Genomic DNA, 12,524 nt, shown 5'->3' with positions numbered 1-12,524 from the left:
CATGAAAATCAATCAACTTACCTGCTCGATCGGCGCCGAACTGACTGGCGTGAGCCTGGCCGAGGTCGCGCGCGACGATTCGCTGTCCGCGGAAATCAAGGCGCTGCTGCTGAGGCACCGGGTGCTGTTTTTCCGCGGCCAGGACATCACGCGCGAAGACCATGTGGCGTTTGCACGGCGTTTCGGCGAGCTGGAAGACCACCCGGTCAACAACACGGTGCCCGGCTATCCGGGCCTGATCGAGATCTACAAGAGCGAGAAGCGGGATCACTTCGAGAACACCTACCACAGCGATGCCTCGTGGCGCCCGAGCCCGCCCAAGGGGGCGGTGCTGCGCTGCCTTTCGTGTCCGGAGGTCGGTGGCGACACCATCTGGGTGAATATGGTGGAGGCTTACAAGAACCTGCCTGAAGAGATCAAGCAGAAGATTTCGCTCCTGCGCGCGAAGCATGGCATCGAGCATTCGTTCGGCGCGATCATGTCGACGGAGGAACGGGAGGAACTGGTGCGCAAGCATCCGCTCGTCGATCATCCGGTGGTCAGGACGCATCCGGAGACGGGGGAGAAGATACTGTATGTCACGCCGTTTTCGACGCACTTCATCAACTACCACACGCCGGAGAACGTGCGCTTCGGGCAAGACAAGACGCCGGGCGCCAGCCTGCTGCTGAACTACCTGCTCAGCCAGGCTGCGATTCCGGAGTATCAGGTGCGATTCCGCTGGCGGCCCAACAGTGTTGCGGTCTGGGACAACGCGGCCACGCAGCACTATGCGGTCAGTGATTACTGGCCTGCGCCGCGAAGGATGGAGCGCGCTACGATCATGGGGGATAGGCCGTTTTGATTTTTTTGGGGGTATGACTTTCCGATCAGTCACCAATGCTCCCTCGTGGCCAAAAGGCGAGGGTTCATCGCCGAATTGCGGGGCGTCGTTCTTGGCAGGCGCTGCTGTTTCGCCGGCGTAGCCGGCGACCTACTTTCTTGTCCAAGCGACAAGAAAGTAGGCAAAGAAACGCGTCGCTTGCCCTAACGGGCGAATATTGATCGTAGTGTGCGAAGAATTTCGTACGGGTATTCGCTTCAGAGAATGCCCCGCTGCCTGCCGCATGGAGCGCGTCCGTCTGCAGGCTCTCCGGCAATGATTGAACCAGCCCCGAACCTGTCCGTGGCCCGACACTGCTAGCGATATCGCATCATCGCCTTCGGCTGCTGCGCGGCTCAGTAGTCGGCAGGCGGGACGACATCAACACGCAGATGCTGGTGCAAAACAAAGCGGGCCCGCACTTCAGCGGGCCCGGCAACTACATCAACCAATCAACAACTCACCGCCGTGCAGGCTCCATTCCCACCGGTTGCGGATCCGCAGAGACCGTCCGATTGGACAGGCCCAGCACCACTTGCAACGCGAACGACACGGCACCGACGATGAACACCACGTCACCGAACGTCCGCACCCAACGCAGCGTCTGCAGGATCGGCTGCTGCATGAACGCCTCGCTTCGCGAATACCAGGTTCCGTATTCCACGCTGGCCAGGAACTGGATAATGCCGATCGGCAGCAGGCTGGTGCTGATCATCAGCACGAGGCCAGCATTCAAACCCCAGAACGCGGTCTTCATCAGCGCCGGGCTCAGGCGGTAGGCCGGACGCACGTAGCGCAGCACCAGCAGCGTGAAACCGAGCGCAAGGAAGCCATACACCCCGAACAGCGCGGCGTGCGCATGCACCGGCGTGGTGTTCTGCCCCTGGATGTAGTACAGCGAGATCGGCGGGTTGATCATGAAGCCGAAGACGCCCGCGCCCAGCATGTTCCAGAACGCCACCGCGACGAAGCACATCAACGGCCACTTCAGGTCGGCCATCCACGGCGCGCGGTCCTTCAGGCGCCAGTTGTCCCATGCTTCATGGCCCAGCACGATCAGCGGCACCACTTCCAGCGCGCTAAACGCGGCACCGACCGCCATCACGGGCGTGGTGGTGCCCGCAAAGTACAGGTGGTGGAACGTGCCCGGAATACCACCAAGCATGAACAGTGATGCCGAGGCCAGGCTCGCGGCCGTCGCCATCGGGCGCGACACGAGGCCAAGCGTGCAGAACACAAAAGCAAGTGCCGTGGTGGCGAACACTTCGAAGAAGCCCTCCACCCACAGGTGGACCACCCACCAGCGCCAGTACTCCATCACCGTCAGGCTGGTACGCTCGCCGTAGGCCAGGCCCGCGCCATAGAACAGGCCGATTGCGACGACGGACGAAGTCAGCAGTGCAAGCAGGTTCTTGTCGCCGCCGCGTGTACGCAGCGCCGGCCAGATACCGCGCATCATCAGCACGAGCCAGATCACGATGCCGGCAAACTTGCCGATCTGCCACAGGCGGCCCAGGTCCACATACTCATAGCCCTGGTGGCCCAGCCAGAAATTCAGGTTAGCCGGCAGGATCTGCGCGATGGCCAGGTAGTTGCCCGTGAACGAGCCAACCACCACGATCACCAGCGCCCAGAACAGCACGTCCACGCCCAGGCGCTGGAACTTCGGGTCCTTGCCGCCATTGATCAGCGGCGCAAGGAACAGGCCAGCAGCCAGGAAGCCCGTGGCGATCCAGAACAGCGCGCTCTGGATGTGCCAGGTGCGCACCAGCGAATACGGGAACCACTGCGAGACATCGATGCCGTAGAACTTCTGTCCTTCCACGGTGTAGTGCGCGGTAAAGCCGCCCAGGAACACCTGGAACACGAACAGCGCAACCACCAGGAACAGGTACTTGCCCAGCGCGCGCTGCGACGGCGTGAGCGCCACGGCCAGCAGCGGATCGCGTGTCGGCGCATGCGGCAGGTTCTCTTCCTTGCCACGCAGGAACGCCCAGGCCCACACCAGCAGACCCACGCCCGCGAGCAGCACCACCACGCTGACGACCGACCACACCACGTTTTCACTGGTCGGGTGGTTGCCGATCAGCGGCTCATGCGGCCAGTTGTTGGTGTAGGTGGCTTCGTGCCCCGGACGCGCGGTCGAAGCGGCCCAAGCCGTCCAGAAGAAGAAATGCGTGAGTTCCGCGCGGCGCTCGGCGCTCGGCAGCGTGTTCTCCTTCATTGCGAAGTGCTCGCGGCTCGTGTGCAGATCGGGCGAGTCGGAGAACAGGCGGTCGTAGTAGTCCGCGGTCTGCGCGATGGCCTGCGCGCGGCGCGGCGACACGGTCAGCACGGTGGTCTGCGGATCGGCGTTGTTGCCGCGGTATTCGGCGCGCAACTGTTCGCGCAGCGCGGCTTGCGACGGGCCGTCAAGCTTGGCGTACGGCCGGCTGTACTGCTGCTGCGCGGCCAGGTCCAGCCAGGCGGTCAGCTCGCGGTGCAGCCAGTCGGCGGTCCAGTCCGGCGCCTGGTAGGCACCGTGGCCCCAGATGGAACCAAGCTGCATGCCGCCGACCGATTGCCACGCGGTCTGGCCGTCGAGGATGTCCTCGCCGGTGAACAGCGTGCGGCCATCACTGACTACCACCTTGGCCGGCATGGGCGGCGCTTGCCGATAAACCTCGACACCGTAGTAGCCGAGCAGGGAGAACGTGACCACCAGCACGGCGATCAGCAGGAACCAGAGTCTGCGATAGGGACCCATGATAAGGCTCGCTTTATTGGGGATATGTTGGCGTTGGCTCAGTCGTTGGCGGCTTGCGTGGCAGCCGGCTCGAACAGGATGTTGTTTTCCAGGTGGATGTGTTCCATCAGGTCTTCGCGCAGCGTGCGCAGGCCCAGGTACAGCGCCCGCCAGGTATTGCACGCCGCGCGCGGCAGCGTGATGTCGTTGGTCAGCGCGGCCAGGCGCTGCAGCGCTTCGCCGTGGTCGTCATGCTCCATGCGCATCACCGAGATCGGCGCGGCGGCGGCGGCCTGCATCCCGCGCGCCAGGATCGGGAACAGCACCAGCTCTTCCTTCTGCATATGCCCTTCCAGTTCGTCGCGCATGACCACCAGGTGGTCGGCCAGGCCCAGCGGACAATCGGGCCGGTCGCCGTGCACGTGCTCCACGCGGCGGGCCAGGCGGATCAGTTCCGGCAGCTGCTCGCGATGGCGCTCATGGAAGCGCGTGAGGATGTGGGCGATCAGCGAGGCCGGCGGCACGGCGCCCCAGTCGGTCTGCACCGGCTCGCTGTCGCGCTGCAGCGTCTCCAGGCGAGTTTCGATGGTTTCGGCATCCAGGCCCTTGGCGGCCGCGGCATCGCGCAGCGTCTGCTTGCCGCCGCAGCAGAAGTCGAGGTCATAGTCGTGGAAGATGCCCGTGGCACCCGGAATACGGCGGGCCAGCTGGCCCAGAGGCTGGTCTTGCAAGCGCATGATGTGCTCCTTCTCGAATGGATCGCACATCACTACGCGAGTATCGTGCCAGCTTTTTACTTCATATAAATCATTGACTTACCAAAACGACGGTATAATTCACCCATTTTGAACCGCGGTTGTTTTTACCGTTTAAGGTGTTTATGACCCTGAATCAGCGGGATATTTATACCGAGCTGCTGTCCGATGTGCTGGCGGAGCTGCCGCATGCCGTGCGCCTGCAGCGGCTGGTCAGCGCATTGCGCGCGTACTTCGGCTGTGGCGCCGTGGCCTTGCTGCGGCTCGAAGAAGAACACCTGCGTCCGGTGGCCGTGGACGGGCTGGTGCGCGACGCGCTCGGACGCCGCTTTGCGGTCGGCCTGCATCCGCGCCTCGGCGCCATCCTGGCGCGGCGCGGCGTCACGTGTTTCCACCATGACAGCGTGCTGCCCGACCCTTATGACGGCCTCATCGACGAGCACGTGGGCGAGCCACTGCCGGTGCATGACTGCATGGGCATCAGGCTGGAACTCGATAGCCGCGCATGGGGCGTGCTCACGCTCGACGCGCTGCAGGTCGGCACCTTCGACGATGCCGCGCAGGCCGAGCTGGACGGACTGACGCTGCTGGTCGAGACCGCCATCCGCACCACGCGGCTGGAAGCCGATATCCGCGCGCTGCAACTGTCGCGCGGCAAGACGCCCGACAACGAGCTGCCAGCCGACGAGAGCGAGATCGTCGGGCAGAGCGAGGCCATCACCGGGCTGCTGCACGAGCTGGACGTGGTGGCGGATTCGGAGTTGCCGGTGCTGCTGCTCGGCGAAACCGGCGTCGGCAAGGAGTTGTTCGCGCACCGGCTGCATCGCCTGTCGCGCCGAAGCCAACGTCCGCTGGTCCACGTGAATTGCGCCGCGCTGCCGGAATCGCTTGCGGAAAGCGAGCTGTTCGGCCATGTCAAGGGCGCGTTCTCGGGCGCCACGGGCGAACGGCCCGGCCGCTTCGAAGCGGCAGATGGCGGCACGCTGTTCCTCGATGAAGTCGGCGAGCTGCCGCTGGCCATCCAGGCCAAGCTGCTGCGCACGCTGCAGAACGGCGAGATCCAGCGCCTGGGCTCCGACAAGCCGCGCCGCGTCGATGTGCGCGTGATCGCCGCCACCAACCGCAACCTGCGCGACCATGTGCGCGACGGCTCGTTCCGCGCGGACCTGTACCACCGGCTGTCGGTCTACCCGATCCCGATTCCGCCGCTGCGCGAGCGCGGCAATGACGTGCTGCTGCTGGCCGGGCGCTTCCTGGAACTGAACCGCGCGCGGCTCGGCATGCGCAGCCTGCGGCTGTCGCCGGCCGCGCAGGATGCGCTGCGCCGCTACCGCTGGCCCGGCAATGTGCGCGAACTGGAGCATGTGGTCAGCCGCGCGGCGCTGCGCTCCGTGAGCCGCGGCGCCAACCGCAATGACATCGTGACGCTGGAGCCCGACCTGCTCGACCTGGATAGCCTGGCGGCCCCGCCGGATGCGTCCACACCGGTTGCCCATGGCACGGAAGCCGTACGCCCCCACGTGGCGCTGGCAGCCGGCGCCACGCTGCGCGACGCCGTCGAGCAGACCCAGCGCGACTGCATCGAACAAGCGCTGCACGCGCAGCAGGGCAACTGGGCCCAGGCCGCGCGCCAGCTCGGCATCGACGCCAGCAATCTGCACAAGCTGGCGAAGCGGCTCGGGTGCAAATAGGCGGCTCGGCCATGACGGTGCGCAAGCCGCCTGCGCATCAGCGATGCCCTGTCTCCGGCGCCGCCACGCCCAGCCCCGCGGCCAGCCGCGACACCAGCGGTTCCAGCCATGGCGGCCGCGGTGCCGCGTCCAGCCAGTACTTCACTTCGAGCCCGAGCGCGGTATCGCCGCTGATCACCAGCTTGCGCTGGAAAAACAGCGTATCGGTATCGCACTGTCCCGCCAGCAGGCGCAGGTAGTCGGGCACGCGGGCGCGCAGCGTCAGCTCGGGCTCCCCGGCGCCGCGGCCGGCCGAGCGGAAGCGTCCCTGCTCGCAACGGAACGGCACATCCAGGCCGAGATCCTCGACAGTCAGCAGGAAGGTGTGTCCGTTCAGCGCGGCGGGCGGCTCCAGCCATCCGGCGCGGCGCGCGAGCTCCAGCGCCGAGACCAGCGGCAATGCGCGGGCCCTGGCCGGCATGCGGCGATGCACGCGGGCAAGCAGGCTTTGCAGTACGCTCATGGCCGGTCCTCCCACGTGATGCCAGGGCGTCCATGCCAATAGCCATTGCACGGTTGCGCGCCGGCCGGCATGACGCCGCTCGGCGCGGGCGCACGTTCGCCGGCGCGGATCGCCGCGAGCGCGGCCACCGCTTCCAGCGTCCCGCTCGAATGCGGGCTGACGCGGAGCATGTCGACCCCCATATGCGCCATGGCCTGCGCCTGGCCGCAAAGGTCCAGGCACGTCGCCGACTGGGTCTGGATGCCATTAAGCGTGAAGAAGTCCTGGCCTTCCCCCGTGGCGGCAACCAGGCCGTCGGGGTAGTCGAGACAACGGAATTCGCAGGCGTCCTTGCGCAGCCGGTGATGGCGCGCGGTGAAGCAGCGCGCCGAGAAGGCCAGCGGCATGCGGCCCCAAGTCAGCACCTCCAGTGCCACGCCCGCGCAACGCCCTGCCGACAGCGCGGCCAGCGTGGCGCCGTCCATCTCGACCGGCACTACGCAGCCGCGGGCGCCAAGGCTGGCAAGCCAGGCGAGCGTATCGGCGTGATAGACGTTCAGGTGCGGGCCGCCGATAAACGGGCGCCCGCCCATGCAGCGCACCGCGCCGACGTCGTTGGCCTCGACCAGGTAATCGTCCTGTTCGCAGACGCGGCGCATGCAGGCGATATCGGTGTCGGACTCGATCAGCACCGGCGTGGACAGGACCACTTCCTTACCGGCTTCGCCCAGCATCTGCGCGATTTCCAGCCAGTGCGCATGGCGCAGCTCGTGGCGGCGCGTGCAGACGGTCTCGCCGAGGTAGACCCGATCGACAGCCGAATCGGCGACGTCGGCATAGAACTGCATCACCGTCGCGCGCGGCCAGTAGTACAGCAGCGGTCCCAGCGCGATGCCGAACCGGGCCGCGCCCGGTGTGGATGATTCCCGCATCAATGACTCCGTGGTTGGATTTGCCGCGCTCATCGCCACGGCCGGTCGTAGGCGCCCTGCGTCACCTGGTCGCCTTCTGCATGGCGGCCCAGCGTGCCCTGCCATTCCTGGCGCGGCGCGAAGCGCTTCGGCTCAGCACAGGCGGCGTCGATGGCGGCGCGCAGCACGCCGACGACATCGGCCACGTAGCGCGGGCTGCGCTGGCGGCCCTCGATCTTGATCGCGGCGATGCCGATGTCGAGCAGCGCCGGCAGCAGTGACAGCGCGTTGAGGCTGGTGGGTTCTTCCAGCACGTAGCCGCGCTCGCCCTCGACCTCGAATCGCCCCTTGCACAGCGTGGGATATCCGGCCGGCTCGCCGGGCGCGTAGCTGTCGATCAGGATGCCCGACAGGCGCGCGTGCATGGTGCCGTCCTGCTCGGTCCAGCGCACCGCGTGCGCGGGCGAGCAAACGCCCTTGTTGTTGGGAGAATCCCCGGTGGCATACGAAGACAGCAGGCAGCGTCCCTCGGCCATCACGCACAGGCTGCCGAAGCCAAACACCTCCAGCTCCACGCTGGTCTGCCGCGCCAGCTTGCCGATCTGTGCAAGCGACAGCACGCGCGGCAGCACCACGCGCTTGATGTTGAAGCGCTCGCGCATCAGTTCGATGGCGTCGGCGTGCGTGGCGGAGCCCTGCACCGACAGGTGCAGCCGCAGTTGCGGGTGGCGCTGGCTCGCATAAGCCATCAGCCCGGCATCGGCCATGATGACCGCGTCGGCGCCCAGGTCCGCGGCCGCATCGACGGCGCGGTGCCACTTGGCCACTTCACCCATTTGCGGGAACGTATTGATGGCGAACAGCACCTCGCGGTGGCGCGCATGCCCCTCCGCTACGCCGGTGCGGATATCGGCCTCGGTGAAATTGAGCCCGCCGAAATTGCGGGCATTGGTGGCGTCGCGCAGGCCCAGGTAGACGGCATCGGCGCCGTGCTCCAGCGCCGCGCGCAACGCGGTCAGCGAGCCGGCAGGCGCGACCAGCTGCGGGACGCGCGCCCGCACGGAAGATGAGGTTGTCATGTCGGAAGCGCCGCTTGCGGCGCGGGAATTCGGCCAGCGCAGATGCTAGCGACGCACTTCGCGTGTGGACTTGACCACGCGCAAACCGCGCCGCAACGCCTTGCGGCATAGACCGGTCGGCCTACGCCATTGGTGCAGGGGGCGGCCGCCGCTTGACCTGAGGCAAACGCCCGCGCCGGGCGCTGTGCCACCCTTGGCCGTTCGTGCGCGGTCCGATATCGCGGGCCGCACGTAGTTTCAGATAAGCGAGACCTTCATGACAGAACATTGGCTGACACTGGCCGGGCGCCGGCTGCTGCCGATCGTCCAGGGCGGCATGGGCATCGGCATTTCCGCGCACCGCCTGGCGGGTACCGTGGCCTCGCACAACGGCGTGGGCACCATTGCCAGCATCGACCTGCGCCACCACCACCCCGACCTGCTCGCGCAAACCCGCGGCACGCGCGACAAGGCGCGCATCGAGGCTGCGAACCTCGTCGCGCTGGACCGCGAGATCCAGGCCGCACGCGAACTGTCGGGCGGGCGCGGCCTGGTCGCGGTCAACGTGATGAAAGCCGTGGGCTCGCACGCGCAACTGGTGCGCCAGGCCTGCGAAAGCGGCGCCGATGCCATCGTCATGGGCGCGGGCCTGCCGCTGGACCTGCCGGAGATGACCGCCAACTACCCGAAGATGGCGTTGATCCCGATCCTGTCGGAAGCACGCGGCATCGGCCTGGTGCTGCGCAAGTGGATGAAGAAGGGGCGGCTGCCCGATGCCATCGTGGTCGAGCACCCGGCCCATGCCGGCGGCCATCTCGGCGCGTCGACCATCCAGGACCTCGGCGAAGACCGCTTTTCGTTCGCGCGCGTGCTGGCGGAATGCCGCGAGTTGTTCCATACGCTCGGGCTCGCGTGGGACAGCGTTCCGCTGATTCTGGCCGGCGGCATCAACAGCCATGCGAAGGTGCGCCACTGGCTCGGCGAAGGCGCCGCCGCGGTGCAGCTGGGCACTGCCTTTGCGGTGACCGAGGAAGGCGACGCCCATCCGGCCTTCAAGCAGGTGCTGGCCACCGCCGGCCCCGATGACCTGCGCGAATTCACCAGCGTGGCGGGCCTGCCGGCGCGCGCGGTGCTCACGCCGTGGCTGTCACGCTACCTGTCGAGCGAAAGCCGCCTGCAGCGCCGCGCCAAGGCCCGCGACTGCCTGGAAGGCTTTGACTGCCTGCAGGCCTGCGGCCTGCGCGATGGCGTATCGCGCATCGGCCAGTTCTGCATCGACCTGAAGCTGGCGCAAGCCGTGCGCGGCGACGTGGAGCGCGGGCTGTTTTTCCGCGGCAAGGGCACGCTGCCGTTCGGCGAAGCGATCCGCCCGGTGGCGGACCTGATCCACTACCTGCTGACCGGCGAAAAGCCCACTGCCATCGCCACACCGGCGACAGAAGCCACCGTCGCGGCATGAGCGACGGCCGGGACGTCCGCGCGTGACCCGTCGTCCGCCAGGCGTCCCAGCCCTTCGGCATCGAGCAGGAAGATCTTTCCGCGCTCGAGCCGCACCAGGTTTTCGGCACAGAAGCGGCTGACCACGCGCGACAGGGTTTCGGGCGTGATGGCCAGCTTCGAGGCCATCACGCGCTGCGTACACGCCAGCCACGTGCGGCGCCCCGCGCGCGCTTCATCCCGGAGGAATCCGGCCACGCGCTGCAAGGCGTTATGCAGGCTGGTGGCCTCGATATCGCGCATCAGCGCATGCAGCCGGCCGGACAGGTTGCGCAGCAGTCGCGCGGACAGCAGCGGATCCCGGGCCATCGCCTGCCGTAGTGCGGCACTGTCGATGCAAAGCACCGTGGTGCGCGCCATCGATTGACAGTCGGCTGGCTGCGGGGCGTCGACGAACACCACGTCTTCCCCAAACACGGCACCCGGGCCAAAGGCCTCGATCGCGCGTTCCGCGCCTTTTGCGCTGCCAGCGGCGGCGGGCAGCGAAAGCTTCACCAGCCCGTCCATCACGATAAACAGCCCGCGGCAGGGTTCACCGCGGCGGAACAGGAATTCGCCCTTCTGCAGGCGCCGCTGCGTCGCCGCGGCAGCGATTGCGTCGAGCACGCGGCCATCGACGCCACGGAACAGCGGCAACCGGTCGAGCATCACGATCTCAGCCATGGTGAACTCCTTGCGCCAGTGGCTTGCGCGGCGGCAACCCGCCCCGCGCACGCATGGCGCGCATGCATCGCATTGCCTTCAGCAACTGCAACCCGAGCCAGGCATTGGCCAGCGCGAACGCCAGGCCACCGGTGCGCGCCAGCCACGCGGGCGCGAGCGGCAGCGCCAGCAGCATCGCGAAAGCCGCCAGCAACAGCCACGCCTGGCGCCGTTGCGTGGCGGGCGTGATGATGGCCTGCATGGCCGGCACGCGCGCGCGCGGCGGCAGCAGCCGGCGCAGGTGCAGCCAAACCAGGAACGGAACGATCTTGCCTAGCATGGCGGTCACCGGCACCACGCCGCCACCGACCAGCGCCAGCGTGCCGACCCACCACGACAGCGTCGCCTGCCAGGGCTCGGGTACCACGGGTAGCACCGCCGCCAACAGCGCCGCGGCCAGCAGGCTGGTGGCCGCGACCGGCCAAAGCAGCCAGACCGGATCATGGCGCCGCCGCGCACGCAGTGTAGTCGCCAGCGCAAAGCCGGCCACCAACGCCGCAAACAGCAGCCAGGGCAACAGGGACCAGCGCGCCAGCGCCCCATCGGGCTGCGTAATCACCACCGCGCTGAATCCCAGCAGCGGCAGCCAGTGCCCTAGCGGCAGGCAGCGCTCCAGCCAGCGCGGCAGGCGTGGCGCCTGCCAGAACATCGGCAGCACCGTGGTGGCGATGCCCGTCACCAGCGCGGCAAGCCAGCCGCCTAGACCCCAGGCCATGTGCAGTGCCAGCCATTGCGACGGCGGCACCGTCCACAACCCGCCGAACATGCCTGCCAGGGCCGCGCCGAGCAGGCCGGTCAACACCAGCGGTGCGCCGATGCCGGCGAGCGTGCGCGTGGTGGCATCCACCGCGGCGACGCGCCGCCCGGCCAGCAGCAGCAAGCTCCCCGCGAGCGGCAACAAGAGGCCGCCCGCCACGGCGGCAAGGCGGAAGGGTGCGGTGCCGCCGCCGAGAAAGCCCTCGGCCAGCGCGCCGGCCGTGGTGCCGGCGACCAGTGCCACCAGCGGCGCGAGCGCGCCCGAGCCCGGCACCGCCACGCCCGCCACCACGGGCATCATCTGGAACAGCGCGCCAAGCATGACGGGCAGCAGCATGCCAAGCGCCAGCACGTGCACGGCGGCAAGCGTCAGCGGCGCGAACCTGTCCGGCAGCCCGGCCGCCGGGCCGAGCGCGAGTAGCAGGCCCGCGGCGGCGCCGAGCCAGGGCGCCGGCATCAGGCAGCCGAACACCACGCCGGGACGCGGCGCGCGTTCATAGTCGAGGCTGGCGACTTTCAAGGTGGATATCCTTTCGCTTGCGTTAGCCGGCGTTCGCCAGCAAGGCGTCAAGGCCGGGCACGCGCGCGCGACACATCGGGAACAGCACGTTTTCTTCCTTGAGGTTGTGCTGCTGCAGCAGCACAACCAGCGTGTCGATTTCGGCGGCCAGTGCGTTGGCGTCGCGCAGCTCCAGCCATTCGCGTGCGTTGTCGAGCAAGCCGCGGACTTCGTCGTGTTCGTGCCGCATCATGGCCGTGGGGCCGCTGGCGGAGCCTGCGACCTGTTCGAACGCGGGGAACAGCCGCTCCTCCTCGGCCGAGAAATTGCCCTGCAGCGCGGCGTCGAGGCGCGCGAACGCACCAGCGGCCGCTTCCCAGTCGGTGTTACGCAGGCAGGCTTCAAGGTCCTCAAGCGCTTGGTCGCAATCGCGGTGCTGGCGCACCAGGGTTTCAATGCCGCTGGACATGGTGGTTCTCCGGGTTCAGTCCGATGGATGCTAGGACCCGTCTCGCGGGCCGGACTTGATCGCGAATAAGTCCGCGCGAGATTCGAGGGCAAGACCCGACCACCCTCAGGGTCTATGT

The 12,524-nt window shown here is 67.6% G+C and carries 11 protein-coding genes; 3 read left to right on the top strand and 8 right to left on the bottom strand.

Translation table 11 applies throughout. The features are described 5' to 3' along the window. The first annotated feature begins 1 nt into the window (after nucleotide 1). Nucleotides 2–844 (top strand): TauD/TfdA dioxygenase family protein, encoded by an 843-nt coding sequence (locus tag ACIGJB_RS17390; protein WP_483733558.1) that lies wholly within the window; start codon nucleotides 2–4, stop codon nucleotides 842–844. 478 nt (nucleotides 845–1,322) lie between these two features. Here ACIGJB_RS17390 and ACIGJB_RS17385 read toward each other — a convergent pair whose 3' ends face one another. Both ACIGJB_RS17385 and ytfE read right to left on the bottom strand, forming a co-directional pair. Then, the gene (locus tag ACIGJB_RS17385; protein ID WP_483733557.1) at nucleotides 1,323–3,608 is read right to left on the bottom strand and encodes a nitric-oxide reductase large subunit; all 2,286 of its coding nucleotides are present in this window, start codon (nucleotides 3,606–3,608) and stop codon (nucleotides 1,323–1,325) included. A gap of 38 nt (nucleotides 3,609–3,646) precedes the next feature. Next, nucleotides 3,647–4,324 carry an iron-sulfur cluster repair protein YtfE gene (ytfE, locus tag ACIGJB_RS17380; RefSeq protein WP_483733556.1) on the bottom strand — a complete coding sequence of 226 codons (678 nt, stop codon included), beginning with the start codon at nucleotides 4,322–4,324 and terminating at the stop codon, nucleotides 3,647–3,649. 143 nt (nucleotides 4,325–4,467) lie between these two features. Here ytfE and norR point away from each other — a divergent pair, with 143 nt between their 5' ends. After that, nucleotides 4,468–6,033 (top strand): nitric oxide reductase transcriptional regulator NorR, encoded by a 1,566-nt coding sequence (norR, locus tag ACIGJB_RS17375; protein ID WP_483733555.1) that lies wholly within the window; start codon nucleotides 4,468–4,470, stop codon nucleotides 6,031–6,033. Between the two features lie 37 nt (nucleotides 6,034–6,070). On the opposite strand, the gene ubiT is transcribed toward norR, so the two are convergent. From ubiT to ubiU, 3 genes are read right to left on the bottom strand one after another with little or no spacing between them, the layout of a single operon-like run. Further along, nucleotides 6,071–6,535: a ubiquinone anaerobic biosynthesis accessory factor UbiT gene (ubiT, locus tag ACIGJB_RS17370; RefSeq protein ID WP_483733554.1), complete on the bottom strand. Its 465-nt coding sequence runs from the start codon at nucleotides 6,533–6,535 to the stop codon at nucleotides 6,071–6,073. Next, nucleotides 6,532–7,446, bottom strand: coding sequence for a U32 family peptidase (locus ACIGJB_RS17365; RefSeq protein WP_483733553.1), 915 nt, complete (start codon nucleotides 7,444–7,446; stop codon nucleotides 6,532–6,534). Before ACIGJB_RS17365 ends, ubiT begins: the two co-directional genes overlap by 4 nt. A 29-nt stretch (nucleotides 7,447–7,475) precedes the next feature. Further along, the gene (gene ubiU, locus ACIGJB_RS17360) at nucleotides 7,476–8,504 is read right to left on the bottom strand and encodes a ubiquinone anaerobic biosynthesis protein UbiU (RefSeq protein WP_483733552.1); all 1,029 of its coding nucleotides are present in this window, start codon (nucleotides 8,502–8,504) and stop codon (nucleotides 7,476–7,478) included. A gap of 256 nt (nucleotides 8,505–8,760) precedes the next feature. Here ubiU and ACIGJB_RS17355 point away from each other — a divergent pair, with 256 nt between their 5' ends. Then, a complete protein-coding gene (locus tag ACIGJB_RS17355) occupies nucleotides 8,761–9,942 on the top strand; it encodes an NAD(P)H-dependent flavin oxidoreductase (protein WP_483733551.1) in 1,182 nt (393 codons plus the stop codon). Here ACIGJB_RS17355 and ACIGJB_RS17350 read toward each other — a convergent pair. Genes ACIGJB_RS17350 through ACIGJB_RS17340 form a run of 3 tightly spaced genes read right to left on the bottom strand, consistent with a single transcriptional unit; the run spans nucleotide 9,873 to nucleotide 12,406 of the window. Further along, nucleotides 9,873–10,643: a Crp/Fnr family transcriptional regulator gene (locus ACIGJB_RS17350; protein ID WP_483733550.1), complete on the bottom strand. Its 771-nt coding sequence runs from the start codon at nucleotides 10,641–10,643 to the stop codon at nucleotides 9,873–9,875. The two genes, ACIGJB_RS17355 and ACIGJB_RS17350, sit on opposite strands and share 70 nt — an antisense overlap. Continuing rightward, complete coding sequence (locus tag ACIGJB_RS17345) at nucleotides 10,636–11,958, bottom strand: hypothetical protein (protein ID WP_483733549.1); 1,323 nt, start codon at nucleotides 11,956–11,958, stop codon at nucleotides 10,636–10,638. Before ACIGJB_RS17345 ends, ACIGJB_RS17350 begins: the two co-directional genes overlap by 8 nt. 22 nt (nucleotides 11,959–11,980) lie before the next feature. Next, the gene (locus ACIGJB_RS17340; protein WP_483733548.1) at nucleotides 11,981–12,406 is read right to left on the bottom strand and encodes a hemerythrin domain-containing protein; all 426 of its coding nucleotides are present in this window, start codon (nucleotides 12,404–12,406) and stop codon (nucleotides 11,981–11,983) included. Between the last annotated feature and the right edge of the window lie 118 nt (nucleotides 12,407–12,524).

This window comes from Cupriavidus sp. C2SS-8b, assembly GCF_057073745.1.
This window is presented reverse-complemented; position numbering and strand designations above follow the sequence as displayed.